Origin of the sequence: Mahella australiensis 50-1 BON, assembly GCF_000213255.1 — a bacterium.
Lineage (GTDB): Bacteria > Bacillota > Clostridia > Mahellales > Mahellaceae > Mahella > Mahella australiensis.
In genome coordinates this window covers 1,433,678-1,450,944 of the sequence record NC_015520.1, presented here as the reverse complement: position 1 = coordinate 1,450,944, position 17,267 = coordinate 1,433,678, and the positions used below count along the sequence as shown (strand labels likewise).

At 47.5% G+C, this 17,267-nt stretch carries 15 protein-coding genes; 4 read left to right on the top strand and 11 right to left on the bottom strand.

Features of this window, described 5'->3' with window-relative positions; translation table 11 throughout:
• Nucleotides 1-12: 12 nt before the first annotated feature.
• From MAHAU_RS06855 to MAHAU_RS15580, 3 genes are all read right to left on the bottom strand, one after another.
• Entirely contained in the window at nucleotides 13-924 is a 912-nt protein-coding gene (locus tag MAHAU_RS06855) for a TIM barrel protein (RefSeq protein ID WP_041644424.1), read from the bottom strand.
• A 115-nt stretch (nucleotides 925-1,039) separates the two neighbouring features.
• Nucleotides 1,040-2,179 (bottom strand): plasmid pRiA4b ORF-3 family protein, encoded by a 1,140-nt coding sequence (locus MAHAU_RS06850; protein ID WP_013780997.1) that lies wholly within the window; start codon nucleotides 2,177-2,179, stop codon nucleotides 1,040-1,042.
• A 296-nt stretch (nucleotides 2,180-2,475) separates the two neighbouring features.
• Nucleotides 2,476-2,652 (bottom strand): DUF4351 domain-containing protein, encoded by a 177-nt coding sequence (locus tag MAHAU_RS15580; RefSeq protein WP_281004394.1) that lies wholly within the window; start codon nucleotides 2,650-2,652, stop codon nucleotides 2,476-2,478.
• Here MAHAU_RS15580 and MAHAU_RS15740 point away from each other — a divergent pair.
• Nucleotides 2,634-2,789, top strand: a complete 156-nt coding sequence (locus MAHAU_RS15740; RefSeq protein WP_171804947.1) for a hypothetical protein — start codon at nucleotides 2,634-2,636, stop codon at nucleotides 2,787-2,789. The genes MAHAU_RS15580 and MAHAU_RS15740 overlap by 19 nt on opposite strands.
• Nucleotides 2,790-3,025: 236 nt before the next feature.
• Here MAHAU_RS15740 and MAHAU_RS06835 read toward each other — a convergent pair whose 3' ends face one another.
• Entirely contained in the window at nucleotides 3,026-4,750 is a 1,725-nt protein-coding gene (locus MAHAU_RS06835; protein ID WP_013780996.1) for an AAA family ATPase, read from the bottom strand.
• Between the two features lie 177 nt (nucleotides 4,751-4,927).
• Nucleotides 4,928-5,944, bottom strand: a complete 1,017-nt coding sequence (locus tag MAHAU_RS06830) for an Rpn family recombination-promoting nuclease/putative transposase (RefSeq protein ID WP_013780995.1) — start codon at nucleotides 5,942-5,944, stop codon at nucleotides 4,928-4,930.
• Nucleotides 5,945-6,048: 104 nt separating this feature from the next.
• Between MAHAU_RS06830 and MAHAU_RS14995 the strand changes: the two genes are divergently transcribed.
• Together MAHAU_RS14995 and MAHAU_RS06820 are read left to right on the top strand one after the other, a co-directional pair.
• Nucleotides 6,049-6,843, top strand: a complete 795-nt coding sequence (locus tag MAHAU_RS14995) for a tyrosine-protein phosphatase (protein ID WP_013780994.1) — start codon at nucleotides 6,049-6,051, stop codon at nucleotides 6,841-6,843.
• A 79-nt stretch (nucleotides 6,844-6,922) separates the two neighbouring features.
• Complete coding sequence (locus tag MAHAU_RS06820; RefSeq protein WP_013780993.1) at nucleotides 6,923-8,293, top strand: phosphomannomutase/phosphoglucomutase; 1,371 nt, start codon at nucleotides 6,923-6,925, stop codon at nucleotides 8,291-8,293.
• 48 nt (nucleotides 8,294-8,341) lie between these two features.
• Here the strand turns inward: MAHAU_RS06820 and MAHAU_RS06815 are convergent, their stop codons facing one another.
• From MAHAU_RS06815 to MAHAU_RS06790, 6 genes are read right to left on the bottom strand one after another with little or no spacing between them, the layout of a single operon-like run.
• Nucleotides 8,342-8,608, bottom strand: coding sequence for a hypothetical protein (locus tag MAHAU_RS06815; RefSeq protein ID WP_013780992.1), 267 nt, complete (start codon nucleotides 8,606-8,608; stop codon nucleotides 8,342-8,344).
• A gap of 40 nt (nucleotides 8,609-8,648) precedes the next feature.
• Nucleotides 8,649-11,282, bottom strand: a complete 2,634-nt coding sequence (locus tag MAHAU_RS06810) for a calcium-transporting P-type ATPase, PMR1-type (protein ID WP_013780991.1) — start codon at nucleotides 11,280-11,282, stop codon at nucleotides 8,649-8,651.
• A 2-nt stretch (nucleotides 11,283-11,284) separates the two neighbouring features.
• Nucleotides 11,285-11,980: a dTMP kinase gene (gene tmk, locus MAHAU_RS06805; RefSeq protein ID WP_013780990.1), complete on the bottom strand. Its 696-nt coding sequence runs from the start codon at nucleotides 11,978-11,980 to the stop codon at nucleotides 11,285-11,287.
• Nucleotides 11,981-11,995: 15 nt separating this feature from the next.
• A complete protein-coding gene (gene tmk, locus MAHAU_RS06800) occupies nucleotides 11,996-12,718 on the bottom strand; it encodes a dTMP kinase (RefSeq protein WP_013780989.1) in 723 nt (240 codons plus the stop codon).
• 14 nt (nucleotides 12,719-12,732) lie between these two features.
• A complete protein-coding gene (locus MAHAU_RS06795; protein WP_013780988.1) occupies nucleotides 12,733-14,241 on the bottom strand; it encodes a Ppx/GppA phosphatase family protein in 1,509 nt (502 codons plus the stop codon).
• 5 nt (nucleotides 14,242-14,246) lie between these two features.
• Nucleotides 14,247-14,999 (bottom strand): class I SAM-dependent DNA methyltransferase, encoded by a 753-nt coding sequence (locus MAHAU_RS06790; protein WP_013780987.1) that lies wholly within the window; start codon nucleotides 14,997-14,999, stop codon nucleotides 14,247-14,249.
• A 162-nt stretch (nucleotides 15,000-15,161) separates the two neighbouring features.
• On the opposite strand from MAHAU_RS06790, the gene MAHAU_RS06785 reads away from it, so the two are divergent.
• The gene (locus MAHAU_RS06785) at nucleotides 15,162-17,234 is read left to right on the top strand and encodes a methyl-accepting chemotaxis protein (protein ID WP_013780986.1); all 2,073 of its coding nucleotides are present in this window, start codon (nucleotides 15,162-15,164) and stop codon (nucleotides 17,232-17,234) included.
• Nucleotides 17,235-17,267: the final 33 nt, after the last annotated feature.

Genomic DNA, 17,267 nt, shown 5'->3' with positions numbered 1-17,267 from the left:
ATTCTCCTCCCTTTATAATTTTGCCCAAGCCTCGGTGAGCACACGCTTGGCATTGGCTATAACCAATTCGGGATTCTCATCGCCGACAGGTTTAACTTCAAAGCTCACTATAGGCGGATTATCAGCGTTTAAGAACCCTATATCCAACAGCACTTTCAAAAAGGCCACGGTCTCATCCACATCGTTTTCTCCACCCTCTATGCCAAAACGCGGGTGTTTATCACCGTAAGCCGGATGCGTTTTGTCCTTTACCACGCAATTGCCCAAATGAGCATGCGTCAGGTAATCTTTTACCGGCAACAAAGCCTGTTCAGGCGATTCGTTCAATTGCGGTATATGGCTCAGGTCCACCAAAAGGCCGAAATTATCGCATTGTTTAGATACCGCCTCGGCAAAAGCCCTGGCGTCGGCCGCCGGTCCTATAAGCGACTTTTTCTCTATATCGCGGTCGAAGACCTCAAGTTCAACGCGCATATTGCCTTTGGACTTAGCATAATTACAAAGCTCCACAGTAGATGCTATCAAGGCCTCCATGGCGGTATTCTTCTTGTCATCGCCAGGATATTTGCCACTTAAAAAAGCAAAACCCGACGCACCCATTTCGTAGGCCTCATCTATACCCTCTTTCAATGTAGCCAACGCCTTTTGCCTCATGTCCTCGTCCAACGAATTGATATCAAAACCCGTAGTCAACAGCCTCGGTTGAGCACCATATCCCACAACCATATGAGATGTTTTGAGGATTTTTTTGGCTTCGGCCTTAGCGGCGGGATCCTTTATCCAGGATATCTCTACAGCATTGAAGTAATCGTCTTCAGCGATTTTCTGCAGCGTTTCCGCTACTGGACCATCACCGTTAAGTACGGGATAAGCCATAAAATGTATTATACCTACTTTCATATACTTATACATGGATTCTATCATAGTCATGCACTCCCTTCTCGATTATAGAATATCACATTTTGCAACAAAAAGCAATATCACGGTTGAAATTTTGTTGTTATTACCATGGCGTTGCCGACGATGCCAAAAACATCTTTTACCGTATCCACATGTTTTTCAGGCGTCTATTCACTTCCTCTATATCAAAATCTTTGTAGCCTTGGTATCGTCCCCATTCTACCATATTTTCATGCTCTGGGTGCTGTTCGTCAGCGATTATTTTTAAGAACTCTTCATAGCCCGATGAGCTACCCACATCTTCAGGAGGTGCATTGCCTTCTCCTTCTATACATGTCGCATAATTGAGAAAATAATCATTCACAACTTCTTCAACTTCTATATAATGATCCCAATTGTCGCCGAAGTCATAGATGTACCTCAGCCTTTTATATTCTGGAATATACTCCGACAGCATTACGCCTTTTTCAAGTCTTGTTGGTATCGCACTTATATTTTCATACTCATCTTCATCATCGCATACCAATTCCACGATTGGCGCATATCCATTTTTATGATAATGATGAGTCACATATGGGCTAAGCTTAACTTTTTCATTACTATAAATAATAAATTTGTGCAGATGATAGTCTTTCCACTCAAAGGCGGTCTGGAGTATCTCGTGAAGCACATCAAACGTTGTGTTAAGCGGTACTATCAATTTCCTCCAAACGCTTCGGCCTTCCAGATCCAATGTCACTTTAATTACAACAGCCATACCGTTAAAAATCGGCTTGCCACAGAGTTCTTCCAAATCCTTATACATTTCCTTGTTCGGACATACATACCCGCCATTTTTACCGCCCACCATATACCTGCTTACCTTTATGCTTGCAGATGGTTGTAAGATTGAGTCCACATCCAGTAAATCGGCATAATATTGCACGATGCTGCAGGCATTGTTCAATTTGCCCAATATGCTGCGATTCTTTGTCTTTGAATATTTGATTTCCCCAGCATAGCTTAAGTACTTCTCTATAACATCATTTCTGATATTTTCCTTTTGAAACGTCTTATAGATAGCAGTTGGTACAAGATCGTCAAACTTTTCAAAGTCCTTCGCCCTCAAGCCATAAAGCACTATAATATAGTTATTTTTATCATTTAAAAGAACCACGGCCTTTCTACGGTCTATTGTTACTAGGTTAGCATGCCAGGAAAAAATGGGTTCCTCATCTTCTTGCGGCCCAGGTTCTATTTTCAACCGTTCCAACAGCTTTTTTGTGCATTGTATTAACATTTAGCTCACATCCTCACCCTATAATACTGCTTTTCTTCTTCCATACGCATTCCTCTTCCATCTAGCTCAACGCTAACAGTATTATAGCATATTTTAACATGAGTATCTATCACGTTAATAATAGCATAATCCCGATAAGAATGCAAATATGCTTTCGCTATGAAACCTATGTCAATGTGACAACAACCCCGCCCTATTATCACGTCGAGCATAAAAGGCCCGTTTTACCACCGCCACAAGCTAAGCGATTATAAAACAAAAGCCTGATAGAGCGTAACTATCAGGCCATAGTCGTGCTATACAAGATAATCGTCGATCTGGCTTATATCGCTTATCTCGAATATATTATCAGCTATAGCATCCAGGACCTCGTCTTTTTGCTTTTTTATTTTCGCAATATAATCTTCTGGCAATTTACCAAACTTCTTGTTAAGTGGGAGGAATACTACCAGACATGCCCAGTTTCCGGACAAACACCGTATATGTCTACTCAGTTCGGCGAAAAGTACCGGAAGTGGGCAAGGATAACGAAGGCGACCATGCGCATCCAGTACAAGCCCGGCAAAGCTATGCAGATAGATTGGGCGGGCAACACAATCCCGATCTATGATCCGGTAACCGGCGAAGAATCAGCCGCATACCTCTTTGTGGCTGTTTTGCCGTGCAGCTGGCCAATCTGCACCGGAATTTATAAAATATTGATATATTTCCCTATGATTCATTAATGTGCCTATGTAGGATATATACCTCTCTATTGCGCGTATCTTGCATCTTGCTAAAAGATCAACGTTTCTTCTCATTATTCTCATTTTTACCGTCATCACGGCTATATGAGCGGCTACGTCCTCATCCCAACCTTCTCACATTATACCTTATAATCACCTTCTTGCCACAGAATACTATAGCCAGCTCTATAGCCTCTTTTATGCCATAGGATGCCAGCTCATCGACGTAATCCATCGCGGCTATCTGCTCCAAGGCTTGCTGCGCCTTCTCTTCCAGCACTTTGTCTTCATCGCTCCTCGACGTCTTGAACTCTATCACCACGCCTTTCTTGCTCGCATCCTTCGGTATTATCATGATATCCGGTCTGCCTTTGCCCGATTCCCTGTTGGACATCACTTTATACTTGCCTTCGAGATTCACCAATATGCCCAGTATGAATGCGTGATAGAAGTTTTCGGCCGCGTTGTATCCCACATCGAAATAGCTGAAACATCTCTGCACCATATCCTTAAACCTTTCGGCAAAGCCGTCTATGTCCCCTTCGGTAAGCTCGGCCAATAGCTCTTTTATACCGTATCCCGCAGCCTCGGCTTCTTCAAACCAGCTCGATACGATATCTTCGTATAATAAGGCTATCTCTTTGTTGGGTACCTTCAACTCGCATCTTGTGCGACCCTCTACGATCCGCGTGTTCTGCGACCTCAGGTATCCGCTTACAAGCAGCAGATCCCATAATACGCTCTCGCCTATGATGTCCTTGCCCATTATATCCCGGAAGTTGGTGTCGGTATCGATTACCACATCTTCCAATACGCCGCCTTCCATCAGTATCCGCAGCTTCTCTTTCACGCCTGCCGCCGTTTTGGTCAACACCTGCCTTATGATGTCGTTGCTGCTCGTGTTTACCCAGTATGGCTGAAGTTTTCTGTTATCTATGTAGTTCAATATAGACCAAGGGTTGTATATCACCGTATCTTCGCCGAATAAATAGCCGTTGTACCATTCTTTCACCCGGGCAATATCTTCATCGACGCCATAATACCTTAGAATGTCCTCTGTCTCGTTCTCTGTGAAACCGAATTTGTCGGCGAACGGTTGGTGCATAACAGAGCATACTTTAAGATTATTAAAGCCCGAGAATATGCTTTCTTTGGCCACTCTGTATATGCCTGTTATAACGGCCGTCTTGAGATACGGGTTGCCTTTTAACCCGCTGCCCAGAAAGTTTCTCATGAAGTCGATGACCTCGTCGTAATAGCCGCATATGTAGCCCTGGTTGATGGGCGTGTCGTATTCGTCTATTAGCACGATGACCTCTTGGTTATGATACTCATATAATAATCTTGTAAGCAGTTTCAAGCTGTTTTTATACCATACATCACTTGCCCCGATATCGACAATATCCATAAATTGTTTCTTGTCTATGTCCCTTATGTTATCATCCTGCACAATATAATCGTGTTTTTTATATTCTTCCGAAATCTGTATCTTAAGATTCTCAAGGTACCCGGCAAACGTTTCATCTTTTATATCCTTAAAGGTCAGGCTTACTACCGGATATTGGCCCTGTTCCCGAGTATATGCCTCTCCTTGCTGCCATATATTCAGCTCCTTAAAGAGGTAACTGCTATCCTCTTCGGCCTTCTCGAAAAAATAGCGCAGCATGGATAGGTTCAGCGTCTTACCAAACCTTCTCGGGCGCGTGATGAGCTTGACCTTCGATATGTCATCTACGATTTCCTTTATAAACAACGACTTGTCCACAAAATAACCGTTGCTTTGCATAAGATCTTTAAAATCATCTATCCCTATAGGTATGCCTTTCAGGCTTGCCGCACCATTCATCGTTTCCTTCGCTCCTTTATTCTCTATATAGCTTCAACGTTAATAATAGTATAACATAGTATAACATATTTTAACATGAATAGCTATTGCATTAATATAGTGATTTCGGACAAGTGCGCAAACATATTTTTGCATAATAAAAGCCTGATAGAGCGTAACTATCAGGCCATAGTCATGCTATACAAGATAATCATCGATCTGGCTTATATCGCTTATCTCGAATATATTATCACCTATAGCGTCCAGCACTTCACTATCCTGCTTTTTTATCCTATCAATATAATCTTCCGATAATGTCCCGAACTTCTTACGAAGAAGCCTGATCACCAATTCGGCCTTACCCTCTGCTTTGCCTTCGGCCTTGCCTTCAGCCTTCTTCTTCTGAAACTCTTCTTCCAGTGTCCTCTCAAAATTAGAAATCATCTTATCCACCTCCTCTATGCTCGATTCGTTTATGATTTTCTCTACCTTATCGCGTTCATCTTTCCCTAGTTTGCTGGTGAATATGTGCATAAGCCACGGCTTTATTATGTTGAACTCCTCTGGTGCAATTGCGCTTAATGCTTCCCTTACGTATCCTAACCTCTCGTATAACTCTGATAAGTCATATTTTTGATCCAGCAGAAATGCCGTCCCTATTAAGTTGCGCAGCCCTGCCAGATCATCTTTATTGAATCGGTTGACGTCTATCAGTATATACCTGAAGTCCAACACATAATCATTAAATAATTCATATCCGCTCAACGTCTCTTTGTAGTTTATCTTGACCGTCCAGTTACCAGCTCCATTGTATATTACCAACGGTATGATAGCCGGTAACCTGAAGTCCTTTTGCTCAGCTTCATTCTGTTTTGTATTCCTTAATATATCACGCCATATCTCTACCATGTAAAGCAACAGCCTGTACGGCATCTGAAAGTCCACAGTCGATTGTGGTTCCGTTAGTATATAAAATATGACCTGCCGCCCTTTTATATCCACCCTGTATACTACATCGGCTTCTTTTTGATTGAAGTCTTGCAGTATATATGATTTGTTTACTTCTGTAATGGTGGACTCATCTATCATGCCCACCCAGCCTTCTTTGACAAAGCTCCTCAATAGTTGTACAAATGTTTTCTTGAACGATAACAGGTATTTATAGCCTGTATCGTGAGGGTTATGGATATCGCTATGCTGCTTTTCTTCTCCCATCAGCCTTCCCTTCCTGCTACTATATTATCTACCGCCTTATCGCCATCATGGCAATCATAATCGTATATTGCTTGGCACTTGTCTCCAAGCAAGAGGTATCCCCCTTGAATCGCGCCAAGAATATTCAATGCCATTTTTGCGCGCTCGTTCACGAGATCTTGGAGCTCATCTATAATTACATATTCGAAATTCGAGAAGTTATCAGCAAGGAATTTATCGTTAAACAATTTGATTCGACCGTTATAATCGAGATTGGCAAAGCACGCCTCAATATAGGCGACATAGACAAAAGTTTCGTTGCGCTAAAGCAGGCGCTGAGCCACGACGTCGCGGCGGTAAAGCTGTTGCGCGGCGCGGAAATAGCGGCTAGTCCCATGCGTCCCATGCTGTCGGGTTTGGGCAATGACATGCTCAAAAGGCTGAGCATCAACGCAAGCAGGTATCTTCTGATAGAGATGCCTGCTTTGCATATACCGCCGTATATGGAGGACTTGATATACAATATACAGCTAAAGGGCTTTATCCCTATAATAGCCCATCCCGAGCGCAATAAAGATGTCGCTGACAACCCTCCTGCGGCCTATGAGCTTGTGGAGCAAGGAGCGCTGCTCCAGCTCAACGCCGGCAGCGTGGTCGGCCACTTCGGCAAGGATGTGCAAAAAACCTCCCTTTTGCTGCTAAAGCACGGTTTGGCCCATTTTATAGCCACTGACGCTCATTCCCCGCGCAAGCGCGCGCCGCGCATGATGGAGAGCTTCGGCTTCATAGCCGATAGATTCGGCTATGAGCAGGCCGGGCGCTTGTGGGTGGACAATCCGACCGCCGTCATATCCGACGATTTTATAAGCGCCGGCCATATCACATCCTTTCGCAAGCGCATATTCGGCGGATGGAAATAGAAAAATATGTAGATAAGCGGAGCAATTTATGATAAAATTATAGTGTACAAAATTTCATTAAGAGGAGGCGTTACATAAAATGAGCGATATAGACAGAAGCATGTTCAGACAATACGATATACGCGGCGTATTCGGTGAGGACCTGACCGAGCAGGCGGCCGTGCTGCTGGGCAAGGCATTTGGCACATTTGCCAGGCGCCATGGCAAGGATACCGTCATTGTAGGCAGAGACAACAGGTCTTCATCATTGCCGCTGCGCAATGCCATATTGGAAGGCCTACTATCGACCGGTTGCAGCGTATTGGATATAGGGCTGGTCACCACACCGCTTTGCTACTACAGCAGGATATTATACGATATAGACCCCGCTGTAATGATAACAGCCAGCCACAATCCGCCGCAGTTCAACGGTTTCAAGGTCTGCTACGGGCCAGCCACGCTGTACGGCGATGACATACAGATGCTGTGCGATATGATAGAGAAAGATGATTTTATCGAGGGTGAAGGCGGAACGATATCCTACGCCTACCCCATGATAGATTATATAAACATGATATGCGATAAGGTAAAGCTGGGGCAGCGCAAGCTCAAGGTGGCTGTGGACTGCGGCAACGGTACGGCGTCGCTGGTGCATCCGCAGGCCCTGTACAGGCTGGGCTGCGATGTTATACCAATATACTGCGACTCAGATCCGCGTTTCCCTAATCATTTCCCCGACCCGGTCAAGGCCGAAAACCTTGAGGATTTACGCAAGGTGGTATTGGACCAAAAGGCTGACCTCGGCATAGGCTTTGACGGCGACGGCGACCGGATAGGTTTGATAGATGACAAAGGCAATATCATATGGGGCGATACGCTGATGGTACTGTTCTGGCGCGAGATATTGCCCAAGCATCCGGGCACTACAGCTATAGTAGAGGTCAAATGCTCCCAGGCTTTGGCCGAAGAGATAGAGCGCCTTGGCGGCAAGCCGATGTTCTATAAGACTGGGCATTCGCTCATAAAGGCAAAGATGCGCGAGATAGGTTCGGTATTCGCGGGCGAGATGTCGGGCCATATGTTCTTCGCCGACGAGTATTACGGCTTCGACGACGCGCTGTACGCTGCCGCGCGCCTATTGAGGATATTGTCCAATACAGACAAATCGCTATCGGAGCTGCTGACCGATGTGCCGCGCTATCCATCCACGCCCGAGCTTAGGATACACTGCGATGATGATAAGAAGTTCGGCATAGTGGAACAGGCCAAGGCATTCTTTAAGGACAAGGGGTATCCGATCATAGATGTCGATGGCGTGCGCGCCATCATAGACGGCGGATGGGGGCTTATAAGGGCGTCCAATACCGGCCCCGAGATAATAGTGCGCTGCGAGGCCAAGACCGACGAGCAGTTGGAGGATATAAAGCGGATGGTATCACAGGCCATAGCGCCGTTAGAATTAACGGAATAAATAATGCTTAAAAATCCCGGACTGAGCATATGCTCAGTCCGGGATTTTTTATCTGTCGGCGTTTTTCTTATTCCTCATCTCAAGATATACGGTTTTTCCGCTCTCATACAAACCGGCTGCGCTCAGGCCCAGTGCCGATCCCACCACAAAGGCGGTGGCGGGATCCTGCGGCGCGATATACATAAAGCCTATCACCAAACCTATAATCCACGACATCAGCGGGCCGTATTTAGCCGGCATGCCGAGGGCCTTGAATACCTCGGTTATGCCCATTATGATAGGTACTATGGCTATATCGCCTATATATGCCTGCAAGAGCAAACACCCCCTCACAAGCATTATATGCGATGCGGCGTCACTTATTACTGTTCGCTACGCGCCTTATCAGTTTCCATATCTCCACCGCGGCTACAGGCACCAATGCCAGCGCTATGGCATAGATCCAATGCACGCCGTCCAACATAGCCAGCTCGAATATACTGCGCAAAAACGGCACGAATATGATGATGAGCTGCATCGCACCCGATAAAAGCAGCGCCAGTATCATAAACCTGTTATCCGACCACTTCATGGCAAATATCGATTTATCCTGCGAGCGCATATTTACCGAATGAGCCAATTGTGACAAACCCAGCACCAGAAATGCCATGGTACGGCCGACTTCCAGGCTTACCGTCAGGCCTATCTGGAAGGCCGCCAACGTAACTAAGCTGATGATCAAGCCCTGCCAAAGTATGTTGATAAACATCGGCAGAGGTATAACGCTTTCTTTGGGGTTGCGCGGCGGACGGCGCATAATGTCTTCCTCACCGCGTTCCATGCCCAGGCCTATGGCCGGCAGGCTGTCGGTGACGAGGTTTATCCAAAGTATATGCACCGGTAACAAGGGTTGGAGCCAGTTCAGCATGGTAGCTATGAATAACACGAATATCTCGCCTATGTTGCACGACAGCAAAAAGTGTATGGCCTTGATGATATTCGAGTATATAATGCGCCCCTCTTCTACTGCTGCCACAATGGTGGCAAAGTTGTCGTCGGTCAGCACCATATCGGCGGCGCCTTTGGCCACGTCGGTACCCACCCTGCCCATGGCCGCCCCTATATCGGCGCTCTTTAATGCAGGCGCATCGTTTACGCCGTCGCCGGTCATGGCCACCACGTCACCGCGGCGTTGCCATGCTTTGACTATCTTAACCTTATGCTCGGGCGATACCCTGGCGTATACCGAATAATGCGGCACCCTTTCCACCATCTCATCGTCGTCTATATCATCCAGTTCGGAGCCGCTTATGGCCTCGTCTCCCGGCTGCAGTATACCTAGGTCTTTTGCGATAGCCACAGCCGTCAGCTTGTGGTCGCCGGTTATCATGACCGGCTTTATACCCGCTGTACGGCACAGTTCCACCGCATCTCTGGCCTCTGGCCTCGGCGGGTCTATCATACCCACCATGCCCAAAAATATCAAGTCGGACTCCCATTGTTTTTGCTTATCCTCATAGGCTACATCGTCTATCTCTTTGTATGCCATGGCCAACACGCGCAGCGCACGGCCGGCCATCTCTTCGTTTATCGCCGATATGCGTTCTATGTCGTCGGGCGTTATTTCTCTCACCGCCTGGCCATCGTGTATGTATTTGCATCGCTTCAGCAGCTCATCCGGCGCTCCTTTGGTCAATACGGCATATTTGCCTTTATACTCGTGTACGGTGGTCATGAGCTTCCTTTCGGAATCAAAAGGTATCTCATCCACGCGCGGCATACCATTTTCGACATCCGCTTTATGCATAGCCAGCTTTATGCCAAGGTCCAACAATGCCGTTTCTGTGGGATCCCCTATGGTCTTGCCCTCATCGGCATCCTCTACGGCATCATTACATAGTATGGCTACCTTGAGCAACATATTCAGCGGACTGTTTTCTTCTACTTCTAGATGTTCGGCGGCATCGTATGTCTTGCCTCCGGCATATACGCGCTGCACCGTCATACGGTTTTGCGTAAGTGTACCGGTTTTATCCGAACATATGACAGTGGCCGCACCCAGCGTCTCCACCGCGGGCAGCCGCCTTATTATGGCGTTGCGCTTGGCCATGCGCTGCACACCTATGGCCAGCACTATGGTAACGATGGCCGGCAAGCCTTCGGGTATGGCTGCCACTGCCAGGCTGACCGCTGTCATGAACATGTCCAGCCAATTTTTGCCATACAGTATACCGGCCAAAAAGATAACGGCGCATATGGCCAATGCTGCTATAGCCAACCACTTACCCAATTGCTCCAGCTTCTTTTGAAGCGGTGTCTGGTTATCCTCTTGCTGGCCTATCATCTCGGCTATCCTGCCTACCTCGGTATCCATGCCCGTCGCTACTACTATGCCCTTGCCGCGGCCGTATGTGACGGCCGACGTCATATAGGCCATATTTACCCTGTCGCCCAGTGCTATATCGTCGCCGTTTAAAGCATCGGTGGTCTTATCCACCGGCACCGACTCGCCTGTCAGCGACGACTCCTCTATCTTCAGGTTTGAAGCTTCTACGAGGCGAAGGTCGGCCGGTACAAAATCTCCTGCTTCCAACACCACCACATCGCCTGGCACCAGTTGAGCAGCCGGTATGATCCTGAGCTTGCCGTCGCGCATGACCTTGGCATTGGGAGCGGCCATCTTCTTCAACGCTGCCAACGCCTGCTCGGCTCTGGACTCCTGTATCACGCCCAATATGGCATTCAGCACCACTACCACTATGATGACAATAGCATCCACCCATTCGCTGAGTATCGCCGATACGATTGCGGCTACGAACAACACTATTATCATAAAATCCTTGAACTGCTCGGCAAACATCTGCCATATGGTACGCTTGCGCTCTTCAGCCAGTTCGTTGTGCCCGTACTGTTCGAGCCGCTTTTGCGCTTCATGTTCCGATAAGCCGTTTTGTGCGGAGGTATTTAGCTGCTGAGCTACCTGCTTGGCAGCGATGCAATGCCAATCCATCGCTATAAATCTATCCTTTCTAATATTTCTTCCCTCAATCTTTGTTGTATGGCTTCTACGTCCATGCAGCCGTCCAGGGTTATAAAGCCGTATTCTTGAGCCAGATTATCGAACTGATCTTTGAGCATGGACTGATACTGTTTGAAGCTTTTGAACCTATCGGGCGATATGCCGAGATCCATGCCCGATTCCCAATAGTCCAAATGACCATACTGCATAAATGCCCTATGGAGCAGCACGTCTGGCGATACCTGAAGGTAAAATACTATATCCGGTATTAGCGCGAAGCCGAACATCTCTTTAAGCCACGCCCTCCTGGCGCCGCGCACCATGTCCCTGGCCATTAGCGTGAATATATACCTATCGGCCAGCACGATAAAACCAGCCTCCAGCGCCGGTATTATGTTATTCTCCAGCCTGTCGCCAAAGTCGGTAGCATATAAAAGACTGAGCGTGGTCTTACCGAGCAGATTTCCCTTCTTGGCTTCATCTATGGTGCTGCCTACCAATGTCGAGCGTTTAAGTCCGGTATCCAATACGGCGTGGCCTTTGGCTTCTAGCCAGTCCTTTAGCAAGTTTATCTGCGTGGAGCGTCCAGAGCCGTCCGCCCCTTCTATAACTATGAGGTAGCCCGGCAATTTATTTATTTTTAGATAAGGCAACCCTCTGCCATAAAAAAGTTTATCCTTTTGTATCATCTCTTACACCCCTCTTCACGATTGCAGCGACGATTGGTCTGGTATAACAAACGGCGGTTTATAGCGCTTTATCATGATCTGCACCATCTCCCGCATTCGAACCTGCTGCTCTTCTATGGGCAACGTTCCATCTATGACGCGAAATCCTTCGCTTTGGACCATGGCATCGTATTGGTCCTTTATTATGCCTTGAAATAGCTTAAAGCTCTCGGCCGGGTCGTTGCTGAGACCAAGATCCATACCGGCCTCATGGTATTTCAGGGCTGTCCTGCCCCGCAGTATACGCGACACCCCTACCTCCACCGGTACCTGGAAATAAAATGCGGCCGTGGGTTTGGCAGCAAAGCTGTATATATTCCTCACCCAATCTGGGTCTACGCCACGCGCTATATCTCTGGCATAGGCCGTGTATATATACCGGTCTGCCAATACTATATAGCCCGCCTTGAGATGAGGCCATATCAGGCGCTCATACCTGTCGGCAAAATCCGCGGCATGTATCAGGCTGAAGGTAGTAGGCGTCAGCATATTTTTCTTTTTGGCTTTGCGCGTCGCATCTTTAACCAGATCCGACGAATTCCATTCGGTAAAGAATACCGTATACCCCTGCTGTTCCAGCCAGCGCTTGAGTAGATATATCTGCGTGCTCTTGCCCGAGCCATCTATGCCCTCGACTATAAAGAGCTTGCCAGGATACGTCTTGTTAATCCCCAATTCCCTCACCTTTCTCATCGCCATAACGTATCTCTCCTTTATAATTTTGCGATGTGTATATCCTTATCATATATCTTTTTAAAATAGCTCCTATGGTTGTCGGCGTCGGCTAACTCCAACACCCCGTCCCCGTTCACTACTGTCTCCAATTTGACATAGTCGTCGCTTATACTGCATATCACATCCTTTACTACACCGGACTCGCTGCGGTCCATGCTCTCAGCCAGGCGCAGTATGGCGCTCATGCGCTGTGCCTTCTCGGCATCATCTTTATATAATATACCCTCATAATGCCTGGCATAACTTTTTACCATATCCTTATGATGGGAGGCGGCTATCAGGGCGCACAACACCAGTTCGCGGTGGGTAAAGCCATAAATCTGCGAATTGAGTATTATATACAGCGTATGCTGGGAATGGTTGTAATAATTGAGCGCTGTGCCCACATCGTGTAAGCGAGCTGCCGCATACAGTATCTTCTTGAAATCGTTTCCGCAGCCATGCAGCGTAGCCAGTTGATCGAAAAGTTTTATACTCAGCCTCGCCACATACTGTGCGTGGCGTACATTGACGTTGTATATCTTCAGTATATTTTCTATGCTGGTATCCAGCACATCGCGATCGCCTCCGCGCCAGCCTAGAACTTCTTTGTAAAAGGCGCCTTCCCTTACGCCGTTTCCGCTTACCACAACGTTATCGATATGGGAAAACTCCAGCACATTGACCAGAGCGGCCATTCCCCCAAGGAATATGTCAGCCCTATCGTCGGATAACCCCCGCATTTTCTTGCGCTGGGAAACCGTGGTATCCTGCATGTCCTCCCACAGCGATTTTATATCGGCAAACGGCATGGCGTAGCCATGAAGCAGCGGCAGCCTGTAGTTCGATTTTGCCTGATGTATCTTAGCGACGTTGCGTATAGTACCGCCCACGCCAACCAAAGTAGCGTCCGGAAAGGCCACCCATGCATGTTCCCTTAATTTGCTATGGATAAACTCGTTCAACCTGTTCACATCATCGGGCTTCGGTTTGCTTCTGCCCAGGAACGAATCGGTGAGCGTGATGGCTCCAAACGGCATGCTGGTGGCATGAACGAGACGTCTGTGTTCAAACCGCACCAGTTCGGTGCTGCCGCCGCCTATATCGACGATCAACCCGTCCTCGATGCTAGTAGAGTTTACAACCCCGATATAATCGTATTCGGCCTCCTGCATACCGCTTATAACCGAAAACGACACACCGGTTTGTTGTTGTACAAGCTCTATAAAGCGCTGTTTGTTCCGCGCCTTGCGAACGGCCGCCGTAGCTAACCCGATTATGCGGGTTACGCCATTTACATCGCATAGCCTCTTGAAGAGACGTATTGTATCCACGGCATGCTCCACCGCCGGCCCTTCCAGCAAGCCGCCGGCTTCGACCGAAGCGTCCAGCCTGACTGTTTCCTTCTGCTCATCCAATAGCGTGTAAGCCCCATCCTCGGTTATCTTCATTATAACCAGGCGCACGGTATTGGAGCCTAAATCTATAATGCCTACCTTTTGCTCCATAACCTTTATCTCGCTTTCGTTTTCCTGCATATTATAAATACGCGGTTGAGTTGCTCCGGATCGGGTACGTCCTCAAACATATCGTTTTTAACGCTGACGTCGGCAAAACCGATCTCATATAACGAGGCCACCACCCTATCTATGGGAAAGGTGACCTCGGTGACCGTTTCTTCATACCCGTCGAAAAGCCTATCGCTGCGCTGCACAAAAGCCGTAAATGTAACAGCCGCCGATGCTTTATCGCGGAAGGCTATGCTCTTGCTTATAACATAGTTGCCGTTTGCATCTTTGCGCACGTGTATATTATCCCAATTCTCGCTCAAATCTTTCACTGTGTTCATATCGAATACGAACAAGCCGTTATCGTCCAAATGGGCCAGGGCGCATCGAAAGGTATCCTCCCAATCGTCGTACGCTGAAAGATGATTTATAGCATCGAACGTGCACGTTATAATATCATAATGCCGGTTCATGCAAAAATGGCTCATATCACCGCATACATAGGAAACTTCTATATCAGCCTGTCTGGCGTTGTATTCGGCCTTTTCAAGCATAGCCTCCGATATGTCCAGCCCATGAGCCTCCACGCCGCGCTGCGCGGCTTTTATGGTCAGAATGCCGGTGCCACAGGCCAAATCCAGCAGGCTGCGCGGCTTAAAGCCTATCGAGTCGAGGTATTTGCTCAGCCTATCCCATACGCCGGCCGCATATTGGCTCCACCCAAGTTCATCATAAAATCTCGCAAATTGTTCGTACATGAGTACTTTCTCCTACTATATTTTACTAGATTATTATATATCATAATCTGAAGCATGGCAAATTATTAATTAAACTGCCGTGTCGAAAATGCCGAATAAAAAGAAGGATTTATAAACTTTATGCCGAATAAATATATATATAACAGATGGAGGAAGAATTTTATGGGAAAATTGAAGGTCACGAAGATTAATATGTCATCCATTGCCACCAGGCTCATAGCAGCTTTTTTAATACTAATACTTATACCCATCATATTCATAGGGTACATAGCTACTACAAACGCATCCGATGCCATCACCGAAGAGGTGAGCAAGGGTACTGTCAATACCGTCGAGCAGCTTAACAGGACCATGGATACCGTGCTGGCCATGGTCAACGGTACGTCCATGGAGGTATTTGGCAATACGCAGCTCCAGGAGCTTCTTGCGGCGGACAAAAGCAAGCTATCGGACTATGACAGGTTTCAGAATGCTCAAAACATAAACGACATACTCGGATCGATAATACGTTCCAATGATTACATAAATCTGTTGTGCATAGTATGCGAGGATGGCACATCCTACGGCGTGCCGGCCGCCCCGATAATGGACGATATCGAAGCGGTAAAGAAATCGGACTTTTATCAGAAAGCGGTAGAAGCCGGCGGTTCTCCTGTATGGCTAGATGAGCGAGACTTAAAAACATCGTCGTCGGCCGGCAGCGACATTTATGCCGTAACTTTGGCACGAGCTTATAAGGATTTAACAGCAAATAAGCTCATAGGCGTGCTGGTCATAGATGTAAAATTGAAACCCATACAGGATATGTTGAACAGCATTGAACTGGGTGATACCGGCAAGGTTTATCTTATAACCCCCGGCGGTAAAATCATAAGCGGCGCGGATATGGATGAAAAGGCCGTATCGGATCTTAAGAATGCATCGTATATGAAAACTATACTGTCCTCTCCTGAAAAATCCGGCACGTTGCATGAAACTCAAAACGGCCAGCCTCTACTGGTAAGCTACAGCAAGTCCGAGGGCACTGGATGGACGGTGGTAGGCGCAGTGCCCGAGGCTGAGTTGACATCATCGGTGGGTGCGCTGAGAAACACCGTGGTCATAGCTGGCGTGGGATTTGCCATAATAGCCATCATAGTAGCTGTATTCATAGCGCTGTCGATGTCCAAGCGGCTGAATAAGGCCATGCAGGCGGCGGCCGTGGTGGAAAGCGGTGATCTTACCGTCGATACCGGCATAACCGGCAATGATGAAATAGGCCAGCTTGGCAGAAGCCTGGACTCCATGATATATAAGATAAAAGGGCTTATACAAAAAGGTATGGATTTGACTCGCGAGGTATCGGCATCAGCCGACAATGTGGCCGCCGTATCTGAAGAAGCCACCGCCGCCTCTTCTGAGATAGCCACCGCCATACAGGAGATAGCCAAAGGGGCATCGGAACAGGCAAACGACGCCACCATAGGCGCCCAAAAGGCGAGTGAACTGGCGCAGCAGATAGACGATGTAGCCGAAAATGCCAAGACCATGAATACCATATCTCAACAAACGCTGGGAGCAGCGACGGATGGCTTGAACGCCGTCGACACGCTCAAGCAAAAGAGCAGCCAGGTGAACGACGTGACCCAATCCATGGTAGAGGCCATACAACAACTGGGCCAGGAATCCAGAAATATAAACAACATAATAAAGGTGATAGACGCCATATCCGACCAAACCAATCTGTTGGCATTGAACGCGGCTATAGAGGCGGCTCGAGCCGGTGAGGCGGGCAAGGGATTTGCGGTGGTGGCCAATGAGATACGCAAGCTGGCCGAGCAATCGCAAACATCGACGCGCAATATAAACGATATAATAAAGCGCATAACCAGCATGACACAGAATACCGTAAGCAATACAGGGGTAATGGCCGATATCGTATCGCAGCAAAATGCCGCGGTAGACAGCGCCGCTCAATCCTTCCAGAATATAGCTCAATCGGTGCGAAAGCTATCTGAACAGATAAAATCCATAGATATTGCAGTAGAAGCGATGAATGCCAATAAGAATGGGGTGCTCAACGCCATAGAGAATATATCGGCCGTATCCGAACAATCGGCGGCTTCAGCTCAAGAGGTGTCGGCCTCGGCTCAAGAGCAGTTAGCGGCCATGGACGAGCTGAGCAATGCCGCTCAAAAGCTGAACGAGCTGGCCACAGATCTACTGAATGCGATGTCAGTATTTAAAATAAGTTAGGTAACCCTTTTACACCTCCAAAATAGAGAATAT

Excerpts from the sequence above, each read along its gene's own strand:
- tmk (WP_013780989.1), bottom strand. The coding sequence starts at position 12,718 with ATGGCGATGAGAAAGGTGAGGGAATTGGGGATTAACAAGACGTATCCT.
- MAHAU_RS06850 (WP_013780997.1), bottom strand. The coding sequence starts at position 2,179 with ATGTTAATACAATGCACAAAAAAGCTGTTGGAACGGTTGAAAATAGAA.
- MAHAU_RS06835 (WP_013780996.1), bottom strand. The coding sequence starts at position 4,750 with ATGAATGGTGCGGCAAGCCTGAAAGGCATACCTATAGGGATAGATGAT.
- MAHAU_RS15740 (WP_171804947.1), top strand. The coding sequence starts at position 2,634 with ATGCCCAGTTTCCGGACAAACACCGTATATGTCTACTCAGTTCGGCGA.
- MAHAU_RS06790 (WP_013780987.1), bottom strand. The coding sequence starts at position 14,999 with ATGTACGAACAATTTGCGAGATTTTATGATGAACTTGGGTGGAGCCAA.
- MAHAU_RS06810 (WP_013780991.1), bottom strand. The coding sequence starts at position 11,282 with ATGGATTGGCATTGCATCGCTGCCAAGCAGGTAGCTCAGCAGCTAAAT.
- MAHAU_RS06830 (WP_013780995.1), bottom strand. The coding sequence starts at position 5,944 with ATGGGAGAAGAAAAGCAGCATAGCGATATCCATAACCCTCACGATACA.
- MAHAU_RS06820 (WP_013780993.1), top strand. The coding sequence starts at position 6,923 with ATGAGCGATATAGACAGAAGCATGTTCAGACAATACGATATACGCGGC.
- MAHAU_RS06855 (WP_041644424.1), bottom strand. The coding sequence starts at position 924 with ATGATAGAATCCATGTATAAGTATATGAAAGTAGGTATAATACATTTT.
- MAHAU_RS06795 (WP_013780988.1), bottom strand. The coding sequence starts at position 14,241 with ATGGAGCAAAAGGTAGGCATTATAGATTTAGGCTCCAATACCGTGCGC.
- MAHAU_RS06785 (WP_013780986.1), top strand. The coding sequence starts at position 15,162 with ATGGGAAAATTGAAGGTCACGAAGATTAATATGTCATCCATTGCCACC.
- tmk (WP_013780990.1), bottom strand. The coding sequence starts at position 11,980 with ATGATACAAAAGGATAAACTTTTTTATGGCAGAGGGTTGCCTTATCTA.